Source organism: Streptomyces sp. Edi2 (assembly GCF_040253635.1).
GTDB lineage: Bacteria > Actinomycetota > Actinomycetes > Streptomycetales > Streptomycetaceae > Streptomyces.
In genome coordinates this window covers 7905274-7922516 of sequence record NZ_JBEJGX010000003.1, presented here as the reverse complement: position 1 = coordinate 7922516, position 17243 = coordinate 7905274, and the positions used below count along the sequence as shown (strand labels likewise).

Genomic DNA, 17243 nt, shown 5'->3' with positions numbered 1-17243 from the left:
TGACGGGCGGGTGGCTGGCGGGGCGGTGGCTGACGAGTCGTCGGCGCCCACTCTGGCGCGCGAGGCGGCCGTGCGCCATGGGGCGCGCGTGGCGTGGTTGCCCCGGTCCCCCGGCGGCGTGACACGATCAGCCGGTTCTTTGATGACTCTGTGCCGCAACCCCCCTTCGCAGGAGGAACGTTGGACACCACGGATCGTTCCGAGGACCGTTTCGAGGATCATTTCGAGAACTCCCCCCTTCCCTCCGCGCCGCTGTCCCGCCGCAGATTTCTGCAGGGCACCGCCACGGCCGCCGCTGCGGCGGGTCTGGCCGGCGTCACGAACGCCGGCGCCTGGGCGCAGGACGCCGGTGCGCGCGGCGCCGCCCTGTCCTTCACGGCCGCGACCAACGGCGCCGCCTCGCTCTCCCCGGCCGGGGACCGGCTGGTCGCCGAGGTCCAGAACGTCCTGTGGTCCTTGCCGCGGGCCGGCGGCGACGCGGTGGCGCTGACCCCGCCCGACCTGGAGCCCACCCGTCCGGTGTACTCCCCGGACGGCCGGCGGATCGCCGTCTGCGCCTACCGGGGCGGCGCCTTCCATCTGTGGACGCTCGGCGCCGACGGCTCCGGTCTCCGGCAGCTGACCGACGGCCCGTGGGACGACCGCGGCCCCGCCTGGTCGCCCGACGGCACCCGGATCGCCTTCGCCTCGGAGCGGGGCGGGGACCCGGTGGCCGGCAGCCCGTACCGGATCTGGGTGCTGGAGGTGGCGACGCGGAGGCTGACCCGGGTGACCGGCCTGTCCGGTCAGGAGGGCCCTCACCAGGACGCCGCCTGGGAGGACTTCGACCCCTGCTGGTCGCCGGACGGCGCGCGGATCGTGTTCGTACGGGGGCAGGTGGCGGGCGCGGCGCTGGTCTCCCGCACCGTCGCCTCCGTGCCGGCCGACGGGCGGGGCGCGGTGCGCACCGAGCACACCGAGACGGCGACCGCGCAGGTGATGGCGCCGGCACTGTCCCCCACGGGGCGGCTCGCCTATCTGCGGACCACGGACTACCCGGGGCCCACCTGCGCGCTGGTGGTGGACGGCGGGAGGGTCGCGGTCGACGGCGATGTGGAGCCGGTGCCGCCGCGCTGGATCTCGCGGGACGAGCTGCTGCTGACGGTCGGCGGACAGTTCCGGATCGTCCCGGTCGATGCCCCGCAGCACGCCGAGACCATCCCGTTCACCGCGCGGCTGCCGCTGGCCCGCCCCCGCTACCGCGTCAAGGACTACGGCTTCGAGCGGACGGCGGCCGGCCCGGTGCGCGGGGTGCATCTGCCCGCGCTGTCGCCCGACGGCCGCAGGGTCGCCTTCGCCGCACTCAACGGCCTCTGGATTGCGCCCACTTCGGGTGGCGGCGCCCCGCGCAGGATCGTCCGGGCCGATGCCACCCGCTACGTCCTGGCGCCGAGCTGGTCCCGCGACGGGCGGGCGCTGCTCTACGCCGACGACCGGGACGGGCTGTTCGCGGTGCGCCGCCGCGATCTCGCCTCCGGCGAGGAGACGGTGCTGGCCGCCGGCGGCCGGGTGCAGCCCGCGCTGTCGCCCGACGGCGGACGGCTGGCCGCACTGGACATGTCGGGGAACCTGGTCGTACGGACGCTGTCCGACGGCACGGAGAAGGTGCTGGCCGCACCGATGGGTGCCGGCGGGCTGCCCAGCCGTCCCAGCTGGTCACCGGACGGGCGCTACCTGGCGTACTGCGACCGCACCCGCCTCAACCGCCGCTTCCGCGAGGGCTACAACGTCATCCGGATCGTCGACACCGAGACCGGCAAGGACCGGCTGCACCCGGTCGCCGAGCACGTGTCGATCGCCGACCGCTACGACTCCGGGCCCGTGTGGTCGCCCGACGGGCACTGGCTGGCCGTGATCGTCGAGTCCGCGCTGTGGGTGCTGCCGGTGCGGCCCGACGGCACGCCGGACGGGGCGCCGCGGCAGCTGACAGAGGAGAGCGCCGACCATCCGTCGTGGTCCGGGGACTCCGGCACGCTCCTGTACCTCTCGGCCGGGAAGCTGCGGCTGATCGGGGTGTTCGGCGGCACGGCGCGGACCGTGCCGCTGCCCCTCGGGCACCGCCCCGCGCGCGCCCGGGACACCGTGGTGCACGCGGGCCGGTTCTGGGACGGCACGGGCGATGAGGTGCGGGAGGACGTCGATGTGGTGGTGCGGGACGGGCGGATCACCGCGGTGGAGGCGCACCGCCCGGCCCGGTCCGGCGCCGTCCGCCGGGTCGACGCCTCCCGGCAGACCGTGCTGCCCGGACTGTGGGACGCCCACACGCACCCCTGGCAGACGACCTACGGCGGCCGGCAGACCGCGCTGCAGCTCGCCTACGGCATCACCACCGCGGTCTCCTGCGGCGGCTTCTCCTATGAACAGGCCCGCATCCGGGAGGCCGTGGCGGCCGGTGTGCTCGCCGGGCCCCGACTGCTGACCTGCGGAGAGCTGCTGGACGGCAGCCGGGTCGCGTACAGCATGGGGCGGGCGCACCGCACCCGTGCGGGGCTGCGCCGCTCGCTGGCGCGCGGTGCGGCCCTGGACTGGGACTTCGTCAAGACCTATGTACGGGCGCCGGGCTGGGTGATGGAGGAGGCCGCGCGCTTCGCCCACCAGCGGCTGGGGGTCCGGGCCGGGAGTCACCTGCTCTCCCCGGGCGTCCAGCTCGGCCAGGACCTGACGACCCATCTGCAAGCCACTCAGCGACTGGAGTTCGGCCATGCCGTCAGCGCCTCCCGGCACGCCTACCAGGATGTCGAGGAGATCTACACCGGCACCGGCTTCCACCTCCTCGCCACGCCGTTCTCCGCGGCCGCGCTGCTGGGCGACGATCCGGCGCTGGCCGAGGATGTGCGGGTCACCCGGCTGATGCCGCCCTGGGACACCGCGCTCGTACGGGAGAACGCCGGCCATCGCCCCACCCCGGCGCAGCTGGCCGACATCGACACCGAGGTCGGCGTCTACCGGCGGGTACTGGAGGGCGGCGGGCTGGTCGCGCTGGGTACGGACCAGCCCCTGGTGCCGGTGGGACTGGGCCTGCACCTGTGCCTGCGGGCCCTGCACCGCGGCGGCCTCAGCGTGAGCCGGACGCTGCGCACGGCGACCGCGCTGCCCGCCCGGGTGTTCGGCGCGGAACGGGATCTGGGGACGCTGGAAGTCGGCAAGCTCGGCGATATGACGCTGGTGGACGGCGATCCGTTCCGGGACTTCGACGCGCTGGTGCGGACCTCGGCGGTCCTGCGCGGCGGACGGCTGTTCGCTCAGCAGGAGTTGACCGACTCCTTCCCGGCGCCCGCCACCCGTTCGCTGCGATCAGCCGGCACCGACTGGCTGGAGGTGGGCCGGCAGCAGCGCCGCGAGTCCTGCTGCGACGCCTCACACTGATGCGCGGCACCCCGCCGCGGCGGGGTGGGAGGCGTGGGGTGGCGCGGTTCCGGAACCCTCGGAACCGCGCACAGGCGTCCTCGAATCCGGGGGTGGTGCGCATCTGCTTCGCGCTTCAACTCTTCACTTAAATGCACCCAGTTGATGTTTTATGCGCCCCGCAGTAGGTATGCCAACGGGTATTGCACGGGGTAAGCGAAAGATCACTTTCCGGAACGTTCGCTGCGACGGCACCACCGGGTGCCGTCCGAGGCGTGATGCGACCAGCACGGGGGAGATCGCGAAGGAGGGGCTCGTCTTGCACCGCTACTTCACGGACCAGCGGCATGAGGTACTCCGGCACCAGGTGCGGGAGTTCGCCGAGAGGGAGGTCCGCCCCCGGGTGGCAGAAATGGAGGCGAACCGTTCCGTGTGCCATGACCTCTCGCGCCTGATCGCGCGGCAGGGCTGGATAGGCGCGACCGTGCACCGCGCCTACGGCGGAATGGGAGCCGGCCATGTCGCCAAGACCCTGATCATCGAAGAGCTCTCCCGGGTGAGCGCCGCGATGGGCGCCATGGCGCAGGCGTCGCAGCTGGGCGTCGCGAAGATCGTCCACTTCGGCAGCGAGGAGCAGAAGAAGACCTGGCTGCCGGCCATAGCCTCCGGCGACTGCCTGCCGACCATCGCGGTCACCGAACCGCAGTCCGGCGGCCATGTGCTGGGCATGGCCACCACCGCCGTCCGCGACGGCGACGACTACGTCCTCAACGGCCGGAAGATCTACGTCGGCAACAGCCATGTCGGGGATCTCCACGGCGTGGTGGCCCGCACCGGTGAGGGCTCCAGGGGCCTGTCGGCGTTCCTCGTCGAGTCCGACAGCCCGGGCTTCCGGGTAGGGCCGCAGCAGCCCGCCATGGGGCTGCACGGCTTCAGCTTCGGCGAGCTGTTCTTCGACAACTGCCGGATTCCGGCGGCGAACCTGCTGGGCCGGGAGGGCGACGGACTGTCGGTCGCCTACTCCTCCAGCGTGCTGTACGGACGGCCGAATCTGACCGCCGTATCGCTCGGCATCCATCAGGCGGTGCTGGACGAGACCACGGCGTTCTGCGCCGAGCGGCAGCGCTACGGCAATCCGCTGGCGGACCTCGGCAACATCAAGCTCAAGCTCGGCCGGATCCAGTCGCGGCTGCTGCTGTCCCGGCTGTCCGCGTACCACGCGGTGCACCTGCTGGACCAGGGGCTGCCGTGCGATGCGGAGCTGATGAACGCCAAGCTGGTCAATGTGGAGTCGGCGCTGGAGTCGGCGCGCGACGCGATGGACATCCATGCCGCGTGCGGGCTGTTCACCGACCGGCCGGTGGAGCGCTTCCTGCGCGACGCCCACCACATTGTCGCGCCGGCCGGCACCTCCGAGATCCAGTTGCTGCGCCTGGGCGAGCTGGCCCTGGGACGGGCGCGGGGCGAGTGGTCCAGCAAGCTCGCGGATCTGCTGCGGCTGGAGCCCTCGGAGTGGCCGGAGGAGGGCGGTACCCCCGCGGAGGTACCGGCTCCCGCAGGGCGGAGCGAGGACACCACGGCCACGGTGCCCGGCCAGCGCACCGGTCCGGTGTCCGGACGCTCGTGGTGCGCCCGGCCGAGGTGAGCGGCAGCTTCCGTCACGGGGTGCGCGGTCATCGGCAGCCGGCCGATGCCGCGGCCCCGGGCCGGGCGGACTGCCCCGGGAGAGATACCCCCTGGGACAGTCCGCGCCGGGCACCGGGGCCGGATTCCGGACCGGGGAAGCGCCAAGGAGAGGACGCCTCGCGCGCCTCCCCCGGACGCCTCCTCAGGCGTCGCTCTGCTGCTTCTCCATACGGTGGATCTGCTCGACGAGTTCGGCGGCCATCGACTTGATGGTCTCCAGCCCCTCCCGGCCCCAGGGACGCGGTTCGAGGTCCACGACGCAGACGGTGCCCAGTGCCATCCCCGTACGGTCGATCAGCGGCGCACCGAGGTAGGAGCGGATGCCGATCTCGTCCACGACGGGGTTGCCGGCGAACCGCGGGTAGTCGCAGACGTCCTCCAGCACCAGGGCCTTCCGGCGGACGATGACATGCGGGCAGTACCCGTGGTCACGGTCCATCACCCGGCCCGGCTGGGCGCTGGCGGGGGCCGGTCCCAGCTCGACGGCCCGGTCCTGCGCGGGGGTGTAGAGGCCGGCGAAGTACTGCCGCCGCTCGTCGATGAAGTTGACCATCGAGTACGGCGCCCGGGTGGTCCGGGCGAGCTTGCGGGCGAACTCGTCGAAGGCGGGCAGCGGGGACTCCCCGATCCCCAGGGCGCGCAGCCGGGCGACCCGCGCCGGGGCCTCGTCGTCCTGCGGGGTGAGCAGCAGATGGCGCGTCGGATCGTAGGAGAGGTACGGGACGCGGGAGGCGGGGTGGTTCACGGCAGCTCCGGGGTCGCGGCGAGGGCGGGGGTGAGCAGATGCTGGACGAGCGAGACCAGGACGTGGGTGGCCGAGCTGCACCGGCGGGCGTCGCAGAGCACGACGGGGATGTGGGGAGGGATGTCCATGGCGGTGCGGACCTCGTCCGGGTCGTAGTGGTAGGAGCCGTCGAACTCGTTGACGGCGACGATGAACTGGATGCCGCGCCGTTCGAAGAAGTCGACGGCCGCGAAGCACTGGTCCAGGCGCCGGGTGTCGGCGAGGATGACCGCGCCGAGCGCACCGTTGGACAGCTCGTCCCACATGAACCAGAAGCGCTGCTGCCCCGGCGTCCCGAAGAGGTAGAGCACGTGCGCGGGGCTGAGCGTGATCCGGCCGAAGTCCATGGCGACGGTGGTGGTGTCCTTGTTCTCGACACCCGCCAGATCGTCCGTGCCCACGCTGATCTGGGTCAGGAGCTCTTCCGTGCTCAGCGGCTCGATCTCGCTCACCGCGCCGACAAAGGTCGTCTTGCCGACCCCGAAGCCCCCCGCGACCAGGATTTTGAGCGCGGTGGGGAAGAGATCGGTCGAGGGGTCCCCCGGGGTGTGGGGGTCACAGTCGTTTGCGAAGTCCATTCAGCACCGCCTCCAGCAGGGCTCGGTCGGTACGGGACGCGGGCCCTGCCGAAACGGCTGCGGGGGCCCGCGCGGTGAGCGCCCCGCAGTCGACGAGGTCGGCGAGGAGCACTTTGGTGACCACGGCGGGCAGCCGTATGTGGGCGGCGATCTCCGCGACGGAGACCGGCCCGCCGCACAGCCCCAGCACCTGGGCGTAGTCGGGGCCCTGGCAGGAGACGGGCCGCCGGCCGGTGGCCATCACCATGGTCAGCAGGTCGAAGTGCGCCGTCGGACGGGTCCGGCCGTTGCTGACGGTGTACGGGCGGACCAGCCGGCCCGCCGCGTCGTCATACCACGGCTCGCCGCCCTGCCGCCGTCGGCGACGCACGGTCATGGTCAACGACCGCCCGCGGGCGTCTGGTGGCGTGCGGGGGTGGACAGATAGGGCCGGACGCTCTTGACCAGCATCGACATCTCGTAGCCCAGCACCGCCACATCGGCTTCGCGGCCGGCGAGCACGGCCAGGCACGCGCCCGATCCGGCGGTGGAGACGAACAGGAAGGCGGACTCCAGCTCGACGACCACCTGCAGCACCTCGTCGCCCTCCCCGAAGCGCACACCGGCGCTGCGGGCGAGGGAGTAGAGGCCGGAGGACAGGGCGGCCATGTGGTCGGCGCTGTCCGGGTCGAAGCCGTGGGCGGCCTTCACCAGGCCGTCCGAGGACAGCAGCAGCGCGCTCCGGGCGTGCGGCACCCGCTGTACGAGCCCGGTCAGCAGCCAGGACAGATCGGTGTGCTGGCCTCCCTGCAACTGCGAATGCGCCTGCGCACGCACATCACTCACCATGGTTGCGGTCGTCTCCTCGGGGGCGGGCCATCGTGGCATCGTGGTCACGGTCGTAGTGCAGGTCGTTGCCGGCCGGGCTGCTGGTGTCGCCGCCGTCGGCCGGGGTGGTGCCGTTACCGCCGGCGGTGTCGCCGGCGTAGGTGTCGTCGGCGAGGCTGAAGCCGCGCCGGAAGGCGGCCATCAGGCCGGGGTCGTGCTCGGGCTCGGGCCCCGTACGCGGGGTCGTGGAGGGCAGGATCGGGTCGCCGCGCAGCTCGGGGACGAGGTGCGTCTGCTTGCGCCGCCGGGGCAGCCGCGGGCGGGCGCTGTTGTCCACGGCAGGCGGCGCGGGCGGAAGCACGACCGGGCCGGGATCGGCGGGGCGGTCGGCGGGAGCGGCGTCAGGGCTGTGCGGCTCGGGCAGCCGCGCGCCGGGCAGGTGGACGTCGGGAGTGTAGACGCCCGTTGCGCGGACCAGCCGGCGACGAGCCGCACCGGCGTCGGGATCCGAGAGGGCATGGGTGTCCGCGGGGAGGGTGCTCGGGGCCGGAACCGGGGCCGTACGGTCGCCGTATCCGTGCGGCGCCATGTCGAGCGCGTCGGGGGCGGGAGCCGGGCTGGGGATGGCCACGGTCGGGCGGCCGGGGCTGAGGCCCGGGTCATGGCGCTCGGGAGGCTCGACGGCGTCGTGATGCCGGGGGCGTTCGTGACGCGCAGGGCTCCCGTCGGGGTAGTCGGGGTCGTCGGCGAAGCCGCCGGCGTAGCCCCCGTCGTGCTCACGCGCCGGGTCGGTGTCCGGCGATCCGGCGCGCGGCCCCTCCGCTCCGTCCGCTGTGTCCGCTCCCTCCGCGTCCCCGTCGGCCGGTTCGTCGCCGAGCAGTTCCTGGGGCACGATCAGCACGGCCTGCACGCCGCCGTAGATATTGCTCTGCAGCCGCACCACGATGCCGTGCCGCCGGGCGAGCGAGGAGACCACGAACAGTCCGATCCGTCCGTCGCTCAACAGCTCGGCGACATCGATGTGTTCGGGGTCGGCCAGCAGGGCGTTCATCCGCGACTGCTCGTCCGCCGACATGCCCAGGCCGCGGTCCTCGACCTCGACCGCGAGGCCCGCGGTGACGAGCTGGGCGCGCAGCAGGACCGGGGTCTGCGGGGCGGAGTAGATCGAGGCGTTCTCGACGAGTTCGGCGAGCAGGTGGATGACGTCGGCGACGGCGTGTCCGTGCAGGGTGCCCTCGATCGGCGGCACCAGCTTGATCCTCGGGTACTGCTCGACCTCGGCGATCGAGGAGCGCAACACCTCGGTCATGGACACCGGGCGGCTCCACTGGCGGCGCGAGATGGCGCCGCCGAGCACCGCGAGGTTCTCGGCGTGCCGGCGGATCCGGGTGGCCAGGTGGTCGACGTGGAACAGGCCCTTGAGCAGGTCCGGGTCCTCGACCTGGTTCTCCAGCTCGTCCAGCAGCTCGATCTCCCGGTGCACCAGCGACTGCAGACGGCGGGCGAGGTTCACGAACACCTCGACCTTCTGCTCGCTGCCGCTGGCGTTGCTGCGGGCGATGGCGACCGCGTCGATGACGGCGGACTCGGCGGCCCGGCCCGCGGCGGCCACCTCGTGGGCGAGCAGGTCGAGCGTGTCACCGGTGGGCACCAGGCCCTGTTCGGGCTCGCGGCGCTGGATCCATTCGCCCTGCCGTACGCGGTCCAGCAGGTCGTACAGGTCGGACTGGCTGCGGGCGCAGACCTGGCGCAGCCGGGCGTAGCGGGTGACGGTGGCGCGGGCCTCGGCGTTGGCGGCGGCGCTCGCGGTGAGCACGATGACGCAGACCAGCGCGAGACCGCCGCACAGCACCACCCACTCGTGGCCGGTGAGCCGGGCGCCGCCGGTGTGCACCACAAAGGCGGCAGCGGCCGTGCAGATGACGGCGACGAGGAGGCAGGGGACGGCGGCGAGCCGGACCAGACGCGCCCGTATCGCCGAGTCGGCAGCGGATTCGGGGAACGAGGCCCGGCCGTGTCGTCCGCCCTCACGCTCCCGCCGCCGGACGGAGGCGGGGACAGGGACAGCCCCCGGGGAACCCTGGGGCCCTGGGGATCTGTGAGCCTCCTGGAACGTCTGGTTCCCCTGGGGGAATGCGGTAGGCATCGGCGCCCTCCGGATCGGCCGTTGGCAGTTCGCGGAGCACGCACGCTAGTTGTTGCACGGGTGGGGTCCGGGCCCACTTCGGGGTTTCGCTACCCCTCGCCACCTCCTTGAGTGGGCGCCTTGCGCACATCAGTGCGAGGCAATCCGAACTCCCGTTCATGGAGGGTCAGTTGGAAGGAAAGCTGAAACCCCTGACGAAGAGCCCTTCCGTGCGGGGCCCTCACTGGAACGTGCGGCGATAGGTCTGGGGGCTGACGCCGGTGGTGCGTTTGAAGCGGTCGCGGAAGGCGGTGGGTGAGCCGAAGCCCACCTGGGCGCCGATGCGTTCGACGGGATGCGCGGTGGTTTCGAGCAGATGCTGCGCCTGGCGGACACGGGCGCGGTGCAGCCACTGGAGCGGTGTGGTGCCGGTCTGTTCGCGAAAGCGGCGGATCAGGGTACGGGTGCTGGTGTCGGCGCGGGCGGCGATATCGGCCAGGGTGAGATCGCGGGCCAGGTTGTCCTGCAGCCAGGTCAGCAGAGGTTCGAGGGCAGAGCCGCGGGGTGCGGCCGGGTAGGGCTGGACGATGAACTGGGCCTGTCCGCCCTCTCGTTCCAGAGGCATGACCGACAGCCGGGCGGCGTCGGCGGCGACGGCCGATCCGTAGTCGCGGCGGATCAGATGCAGACACAGGTCCAGTCCGGCGGCGGCACCGGCCGAGGTGAGGATCTGCCCGTTGTCGACGTAGAGGACATCGGGGTCGACCTCGATGTCCGGGTAGGCGGCGGCCAGCATGCCGGCCGCCGCCCAGTGGGTGGTGGCGCGCATCCCGTCGAGGAGCCCGGAAGCGGCCAGGGGGAAGGTGCCCGAGCAGATGGAGGCGATGCGGGTGCCGTGGGCGGCGGCCTCGTTCAGCGCGTCATGGACGGCGGGCGGGAGCGGGGCGGCCGGGTCGGCGGTGCCGGGAACGATGACGGTGTCCGCGCCCGCCAGCCCCTCCAGCCCCCACGGCGCACGCAGCGTGAACGCACCGGCATCGACCTCGGGCCGCTCGGCGCAGACGCGGACCTGATAGCCGGGGCGGCCGTCCGGCAGGCGCGTGCGGGTGAAGGCCTCGATCGGGGTGGAGAGGTCGAAGGGGATCACCTTGTCGAGCGCCAGAACGGCCACGGTATGCATGGCCATAACGTACCGGCCACCGGAATTCCGCCACCGCCCGCCTACTCCGGTGAGGGCAGTCACCGACGGGCGGGTGACCTTCACCCGTGGCATAACTCCAGCTCAACTGCCCGCGGACAGTGCGCCGGGCGAGCTGGCGATATTCCGTTGAACCCTGACAGTAATGCCACTGGGGCCTGACGGCAGCGCGGATTAACTTCGGTGGTGCCCCGGCACGGACCGGGCCACTCCCCCGCCGAAGGAATGCCCATGCACGCCCAGATCGTCCTGTTCGATGGTTTCGATCCGCTCGATGTCGTCGCCCCCTTCGAGGTCCTGCACGCCGGAGGCGCCGCCACCGACGGGGCGGTGCGTGTGGAGCTGGTATCCGCCGAAGGACCGCGTGAAGTGGTCAGCGGCACCGGCGGGTTGGCACTACGGGCCACGGCCGCCCTCGATCCGGAGCGGGCCGACCTCATCGTGGTGCCCGGCGCTTCGGGCCGCGTCGGGGAGCCGGGCGAGGTGCCCGATCCGGAGACCGGCGACCTGACACCGGACGACTCCATCCCCGCCGTGCTGGGCCGCACCCTGCAGACGGGCCTGCCGCCGCTCCTCCGGGCCGCCATGGACCGGCCCGGGCTGACGGTCGGCGCGGTGTGCGGCGGCTCGCTCATCCTCGCCATGGCCGGGCTCCTGGAGGGACGCCATGCGACGACCCATCACATGGGTATGGACCTGCTGGACGCCACCGGTGCGCAGGCGGTGCGGGCCCGCGTGGTCGACGACGGCGATCTGGTCACCGGCGCGGGGGTGACGTCCGGCCTGGACCTGGGGCTCTACCTGCTGGAACGCGAGGTGGGACCCAAGGTCGCGCACGCCGTGGAGGAGCTGTTCGCCCACGAGCGCCGCGGCGTCGTCTGGCGCAACCGAGGGCGGGCACCCACCGCGCGCTGACTTCTCTTCGCGACCGCCGCCCTGCCGCCCGTTCACGGCAGTCGCGACCGTCAACCGTCAACTCGCACGTATGGCAAGGCAGTTCAGCCCCCCTCACTCCGCTCACCCGCCCCCGGCCCGTCAACAGGGCCGCAGCACACCGAGGAAGACCGCACCTATGCCCGTCGAAGGCACCCGGGACCTGGACATCTCCACCCCCATCGGCAAGATCGAGGCCGTCACGGAACTCCGCTCCGCGGACGACGGCTCACCGGCCGGCACCCCCCGCGCCGGCCGGCAGCCCGTCTCCAAGGTCACCGGCCGGCGCCGCAGCCACTGAACCTGAGGACACACACCGTGACAAAGCTCTTCCTTGCGCTGCACGTCCTGGCCGCCATCATCGCCGTGGGGCCGGTCACCGTCGCCGCCGGCATGTTCCCCCGGGTCCTGCGCCGCGCCCAGAGGGATCCGCGGGACAGCGCCGCCCGCAGCGGCCTGCGCATCCTGCACCGCATCTGCCGCGCATACGCCACCATCGGCATCGCCGTACCCGTTCTGGGGCTCGCCACCGCCGGCAGCCTCGGCGTTCTGAGCAGCCCCTGGCTGATCGCGTCCGTGGTGCTCACCGCGGGTGCCGCCGCGGTCCTGGCGCTGCTCGTCCTGCCCTGCCAGGACAGCGCACTCGCCGCGGTCGAGGCCGCGGCGGACCTCGCCGGCGCCCCGATTCCCGGTCATCAAGCCGCGGGCCGGCTGGCGATGCTCACCGGCCTCTTCAACCTGCTGTGGGCAACCGTCACCGTCCTGATGATCATCAGGCCCGGATCCACCACGGGAGCATGAGGATGCGCATGCGTCCACGCCCGCTGTGGTCCGCCGCCCAGCTCGAACTCGTCTCACTGATCGTGCTGTTGGCCAACCTCGCCACCGTCCACCTGCGGTCCCTCGCCGCCCTGATGGGCCCCCTCCACGGCTGTGCCTACCTCTTCGTCGTGATCGCGGCATGGCGCCATGAGAGCGCCGACAGCACGGCCAAGGCGGCGGCGGTCATCCCCGGCATCGGCGGTCTCCTCGCCCACCGCCGGATCGACCGTACGAGGAATCCGGCCTTCCGGGGGCGCGGCCTCCCGTAGCCGCGGCACGGCCGCAGCCGGATACCGGGGGCCGCGCCGTACGCCGGGACGTCCGCGGCCGCCGGACCGTAGGGCCGCCGGACCGCCGGACCGCCGGACCGCAGGGCCACAGGGCCACAGGGCCACAGGGCCACCCCACCCCGTACGCACCGGTGTGTACGACGCCACGCTCCACAGGGCCGCAGGCCCCACAGGCCCCACAAGGCACCATCCCGCTGCCGCCTCAGCGGTCGGCGACGAGATCCACGTCGGTGGGGGAAACCGCCGGCTGCCAGGCCGGCCAGCCATGGGCGGGGGGCACCGCAATCGCCCGCCACCACGGATAGACGGCCGGCGGGTCGGCGGGCTCGAACGGCTCGCCCGGCCGGGGGTGGGCGCTGGTGACCCCGGCCTTCCGGGCGGCGGTCAGGGTCCACTCGGCGGGCTCCGCCCACGGGTGCGGTGCAAGGTTGAACGTGCCCCAGTGGATCGGCAGCAGCACACCGCCGGGCGCGTGGCCCTGCAGGTCGAGGTGGGACTGCACCCCCTGCTCGGGATCCATGTGGATGTCCGGCCAGTAGTCGCTGTAGGCGCCGATCTGGATCATCGTCGCATCGAACGGGCCGTACGCCGCGCCGATCTCCGCGAAGCCGGAGAAGTAGCCGGTGTCGCCGCTGTGGTAGATCCGGTGATCGGGTCCTGCGACCACCCAGGAGGCCCACAGGGTGTGCTGCGGGCCGCGCAGACCGCGGCCGCAGAAGTGCTGCGCGGGGGTGGCGGCGAGGGTCAGCCCGCCGATGCGGGTGGACTCGTGCCAGTCGAGCTCGGTGATCCGCTCCGCGGGCACACCCCAGAATTCCAGGTCGGCACCGACACCGAGCGGAACGACGAAGGCCGCGCCGCTGCCGGTCAGGCCCTGGACCGTCGGCATGTCGAGATGGTCGTAGTGGTCATGGGAGATCACCACGACATCGACCGGCTCCAGCTCGTCCAGCCCGATGGGGACCGGATGCATCCGCTTGGGGCCCGCCCAGCCGAACGGTGAACAGCGCTCGCTCCAGACCGGGTCGAAGAGCACCCGCTGCCCGTCTATTTCGACCAGTACGCTCGAATGACCCATCCAGGTGAGCCGCAGCCCGGAGGCGGGCGGCTCGGTCCCGTCCGCGGCGGTCGGACGGTAGACCGGGATCCGGCCGGCCGGCGCCCGGCGCCGCCGCCCCTCCCGGCTCAGCTGGGTACGCACCATCGGCAGCGCGGAGCCGTGGAGCAGCTGCCTGGTCTCCACGGGATTGCGGAACTGGCCGTCCACGAACTGGGGCGACCTGCGCAGCCTGGCCAGCCGCTCCCCGGTGGGCACAGCGCCGAAAGCCGCCGGCCGCAGCGCGGAGAGTCGGGTACGACGGGGTCTGGAACCGGTCACGGCACCTCCATGGTCGGGGTAGTCGCGAAGTGAACGGGCCGCCTGGGCGGCGGGTTCCGGTACGCCGCGCCACACGGCGCCGCCGTACGGTTTCCGCACCACGACACCCGGACTCTCCACACCATCACCCGTAGACAGCAACGGCGCGACCGGCCGTGACATTCCGGAGTAAGGGTGTGACCTTTCCCCGGCGCCACCGCAGATGCCGGCCGGCCCGGCAACTCGAACGCGTCCATGGGAGCGGCGACGGGCAGGCCGCCCTCACACCCGTTCCACGACAGTGGGCGGGCCGGGGAGCCCGGGCCGGCGGGGCAGAAAGACCGTGCGCAGGAAGATCTGCGGGGCGACCAGGCGGGCGGGCGGCGCGGTGAGGCAGAAGACGTCCCGGAAGGCCGCCCCGACGACGGGGTCGATGGCGGCACGGGCGGCGAGCCGGTCGAGGTACCACGTGGTCAGCCGCTCCCCGAGACCCGCCGTGGTGTCGGCGGTGCCCGCGTACGGGCGGTCCGAGCCGACCGCGGCGAGCCAGGCGGGTTCCGCGGCGCGGGCCACCGCCCGCTGCGCCTCGGCGGTGATCCCCGGGCGCAGGCCGCCGCCCTCGGCGAACGTGGTGCGCACGGCCGGCGCGCCGAGTGCGGCGACCGACATGCCCTGGCCGTATACGGGGTTGAAGGTACAGCCGGCGTCCCCGAGGACGAGGAATCCCTCGGGGAGGGCACCGGGCCGCTCGTAGTGGCGGCGGCGGTTGCAGGTATCGCGGAAGCCGTGGACCGGTGAGAGCGGTTCGGCCCGGGCGAGCAGTTCATGGACGTAGGGGTCGCCGATGGTGGCGGTGAAGGCGGTGAACTCCGCCGCGTCCGTCGGCGGGTGGTGCCCCCGTACGCCGGACAGCGTCAGCAGCCAGTTGCCGTCCTCGACCGGCACATACGCGGCCCCGCGCGGGCACTCCGGCCGGCCCGGCACGTTGACGCCCGCGTCGGGCGCGGTGGCCGGGTCCTTGGGGGCGGCACATCCGGGTGGCGTAGGCCAGCCCCGCGTCCACGGTCTCTTCCTGCGGCGCGGCCCGGCCCAGCGCGGCGAACCACTGGGGTGTACGGGAGCCGCGGCCCGAGGCGTCCACCACGAGCGCGGCCGGCAGCTCCCGCTCGGACCGCGCGCCCGGCTCACCGTCCCGTGACCGGACCCGTACCCCGGTCACCCGGCCGGCGTCCCCGCTCAGCCCGATGGCCTCGGTCGCCTCCAGGACCTCCACCCGGGTGGCGGAGCCCGCCGCAGCCCGCAGCGCCCGTTCCCGGACCACCGTGTCCAGCACCGGACGGGTGACGCTCAGCGTGAGATGCCGGCGCTCGTCGAAGCGGCGCTGCCGGCCCGTGGGGGTACGGGTGAGCAGATCGCGCGGCAGATACAGGCTGCGCGCGCCCGCCGCACCGAGCGCGGTGACCGTCCCGCGTCCCGGGCAGCAGCTTCTCCAGCGCGCGCTGACCACCGCTGAGGAGGATGTGCAGATGGCGGGCCTGCGGGAGGCCCTTGCGCAAGGCCCGCCCCGCCGGGTAGCGGTCGCGCTCGACGACGGTGATCGCGTCGACCTGTCCGACCAGGGCGGTGACGGCCAGCGTCCCGGCCGGCCCGCCACCGATCACGATCGCGGTGCGCCCGCCCCGGGAGCGCTCTGCCATGTCTCCTCTGTCTGCCCTGTTCGTCCTGTCCGCCCTGTCCGCCATTTCCGCCTCGTCCCCCGCCGGCCCGTCCGGCCGCCGGCGCCCGCCCGTCACTGCCCCGGATCCGCTCTTCCTCCCCGGGGTCCGTACGCCGCGCCGGATTTCCGATCGCCGCCCGCGCCGGGTTTCGACCGCGGCCCGCACCGGCCTCACCGCCCGCGCCGCCCACGGAGCTTGATCACCGAGGGACCTCAGGCTTCAGTGCCCTCACCCTCCCCGTCAACGGCCCTTTCCGCCAACCGTTCGAGGGACATCCCTGCAGTCCCGCGGACCGCGAGCCGGGCCTCCTCGCCCGTTCCGCACCGGCCCCTGATCACCGGCGCGGCTTCTTGCGGTCCCTTTTCTCCCTCGTGTCACCGGAGTCCCTGACATCCCGTGATGAGCCGAGTGTGCGTCTAGACTCCCGGCAGCGGACGCACATCGTCCGCAAACGGTTCCACCAGCAAGGGATTCGTCTCACCAGCAAGGGATTCAGGGACGCTTGTGACATTCCAGCAGGTTTCTGAGCCGTATGACGCCTACGACGTACTCGTCGTCGGCGGGTCGGGCGTGGACACCGTCGTGTCGGTCGCCGCGCTGCCCGTACCGCTCGCCGACTCCTATGCGGTCCCCCCTCTTCACGAAGGGGCGGGACACACCGGCACCGGCGTCGCGCTCGGCTGCGCGGCGCTCGGGCTCACCACGGGATTCGTGGATTTCCTCGGCGACGACCATCCGGGCCGCCTGGTCCGTGAGCGGCTGGCCGGTACCGGCGTCGACTTCCGGCCGCTGCTCTCGCCGCACGGCACCCGGCGGGCGGTCAACCTCGTGGCCTCCGACGGCCGCCGGATGTCGTTCTACGACGGCCGTGACCCGGTCGAGCTGCGGATGCCGCCCGAGCACTATCTCCCCCCGCTGCGCCGGGCCCGGCACGTCCATCTGTCGATCATGCACTTCGCCCGGTTCCTCTACGACGACATCGAGGCTCTGGGCATCCCCGTCTCCACGGATCTGCACGACTGGGACGGACTGACGGACCATCACCGCGAGTTCGCGCTCCGCTCGGACCTGGTGTTCCTCAGTACGGCGGGGGCGGGCGAGCGGATCGGCTCCGTCATGCGGGAGATCCTGCACGAGGGGCGGGCCGAGGCGGTGATCGCGACGGCCGGGGCGGGCGGCGCCTACCTCCTCACCACCGACGACCGCACCCCACGCCTGGTCCCGCCCGCGGTCCCGCCCGGCCCGGTCGTGGACAGCAACGGCGCGGGCGACGCCTTCACCTGCGGGTTCCTCTACGGCCGGCTGGCGGGCCGGGATCTCGACGAGTGCGCGCGCCTGGGTGCGATCGCGGGGGCGTACGCCTGCACCTCGCCGGGCACCCACACCCGCCTCGCCGGACCGGAGGACCTGCACTCGGCTCTCACCCCGGCGGCGCCCCTCAACTCGACGGCGCCGGCCACCGCACCGCCCTCCACCGCACCGCCCGGCGACGGGCAGCCGCTCGCGGGTCCGCCGGACGCCCGGGTCTCCCCCGCGGGCGCGTAGCTCGCCGGCGGGAACC

16 protein-coding genes are annotated in these 17243 nt (G+C 73.1%); 8 read left to right on the top strand and 8 right to left on the bottom strand.

What is annotated here, in order from left to right:
* Positions 1–180 precede the first annotated feature (180 nt).
* Together ABR737_RS38035 and ABR737_RS38030 are read left to right on the top strand one after the other, a co-directional pair.
* Positions 181–3405, top strand: a complete 3225-nt coding sequence (locus tag ABR737_RS38035; RefSeq protein WP_502964439.1) for an amidohydrolase family protein — start codon at positions 181–183, stop codon at positions 3403–3405.
* 298 nt (positions 3406–3703) lie between these two features.
* Positions 3704–5029, top strand: coding sequence for an acyl-CoA dehydrogenase family protein (locus ABR737_RS38030; RefSeq protein ID WP_350255717.1), 1326 nt, complete (start codon positions 3704–3706; stop codon positions 5027–5029).
* A gap of 183 nt (positions 5030–5212) precedes the next feature.
* Here ABR737_RS38030 and ABR737_RS38025 read toward each other — a convergent pair whose 3' ends face one another.
* From ABR737_RS38025 to ABR737_RS38000, 6 genes are all read right to left on the bottom strand, one after another.
* Positions 5213–5815 carry a GAF domain-containing protein gene (locus tag ABR737_RS38025; protein WP_350255716.1) on the bottom strand — a complete coding sequence of 201 codons (603 nt, stop codon included), beginning with the start codon at positions 5813–5815 and terminating at the stop codon, positions 5213–5215.
* On the bottom strand, positions 5812–6432 hold the full coding sequence (locus ABR737_RS38020) for a GTP-binding protein (RefSeq protein ID WP_350255715.1): 621 nt from the start codon (positions 6430–6432) through the stop codon (positions 5812–5814). The genes ABR737_RS38025 and ABR737_RS38020 overlap by 4 nt, the downstream gene beginning before the upstream one ends.
* Positions 6410–6808, bottom strand: a complete 399-nt coding sequence (locus tag ABR737_RS38015; protein ID WP_088801078.1) for a DUF742 domain-containing protein — start codon at positions 6806–6808, stop codon at positions 6410–6412. Before ABR737_RS38015 ends, ABR737_RS38020 begins: the two co-directional genes overlap by 23 nt.
* Before the next feature lie 2 nt (positions 6809–6810).
* Positions 6811–7260, bottom strand: a complete 450-nt coding sequence (locus ABR737_RS38010) for a roadblock/LC7 domain-containing protein (protein ID WP_350255714.1) — start codon at positions 7258–7260, stop codon at positions 6811–6813.
* A complete protein-coding gene (locus tag ABR737_RS38005; protein ID WP_350255713.1) occupies positions 7250–9385 on the bottom strand; it encodes an ATP-binding protein in 2136 nt (711 codons plus the stop codon). Before ABR737_RS38005 ends, ABR737_RS38010 begins: the two co-directional genes overlap by 11 nt.
* Before the next feature lie 220 nt (positions 9386–9605).
* Positions 9606–10544, bottom strand: a complete 939-nt coding sequence (locus ABR737_RS38000) for a GlxA family transcriptional regulator (RefSeq protein ID WP_350255712.1) — start codon at positions 10542–10544, stop codon at positions 9606–9608.
* A 249-nt stretch (positions 10545–10793) separates the two neighbouring features.
* Between ABR737_RS38000 and ABR737_RS37995 the strand changes: the two genes are divergently transcribed.
* From ABR737_RS37995 to ABR737_RS37980, 4 genes are all read left to right on the top strand, one after another.
* Complete coding sequence (locus ABR737_RS37995; protein ID WP_350255711.1) at positions 10794–11477, top strand: DJ-1/PfpI family protein; 684 nt, start codon at positions 10794–10796, stop codon at positions 11475–11477.
* A gap of 157 nt (positions 11478–11634) precedes the next feature.
* The gene (locus ABR737_RS37990) at positions 11635–11796 is read left to right on the top strand and encodes a hypothetical protein (protein ID WP_350255710.1); all 162 of its coding nucleotides are present in this window, start codon (positions 11635–11637) and stop codon (positions 11794–11796) included.
* A gap of 17 nt (positions 11797–11813) precedes the next feature.
* Positions 11814–12296 (top strand): DUF2269 family protein, encoded by a 483-nt coding sequence (locus ABR737_RS37985; protein WP_350255709.1) that lies wholly within the window; start codon positions 11814–11816, stop codon positions 12294–12296.
* Positions 12297–12298: 2 nt separating this feature from the next.
* Positions 12299–12586, top strand: a complete 288-nt coding sequence (locus ABR737_RS37980) for a DUF3817 domain-containing protein (protein ID WP_350255708.1) — start codon at positions 12299–12301, stop codon at positions 12584–12586.
* A 223-nt stretch (positions 12587–12809) separates the two neighbouring features.
* Here ABR737_RS37980 and ABR737_RS37975 read toward each other — a convergent pair whose 3' ends face one another.
* Both ABR737_RS37975 and ABR737_RS37970 read right to left on the bottom strand, forming a co-directional pair.
* Positions 12810–13985 carry an MBL fold metallo-hydrolase gene (locus tag ABR737_RS37975; protein WP_350255707.1) on the bottom strand — a complete coding sequence of 392 codons (1176 nt, stop codon included), beginning with the start codon at positions 13983–13985 and terminating at the stop codon, positions 12810–12812.
* 261 nt (positions 13986–14246) lie between these two features.
* Complete coding sequence (locus tag ABR737_RS37970; protein ID WP_350255706.1) at positions 14247–14948, bottom strand: hypothetical protein; 702 nt, start codon at positions 14946–14948, stop codon at positions 14247–14249.
* Between the two features lie 711 nt (positions 14949–15659).
* On the opposite strand from ABR737_RS37970, the gene ABR737_RS37965 reads away from it, so the two are divergent.
* Positions 15660–15881, top strand: a complete 222-nt coding sequence (locus tag ABR737_RS37965; RefSeq protein WP_350255705.1) for a hypothetical protein — start codon at positions 15660–15662, stop codon at positions 15879–15881.
* A gap of 305 nt (positions 15882–16186) precedes the next feature.
* A complete protein-coding gene (locus tag ABR737_RS37960; protein ID WP_350255704.1) occupies positions 16187–17227 on the top strand; it encodes a carbohydrate kinase family protein in 1041 nt (346 codons plus the stop codon).
* Positions 17228–17243 lie beyond the last annotated feature (16 nt).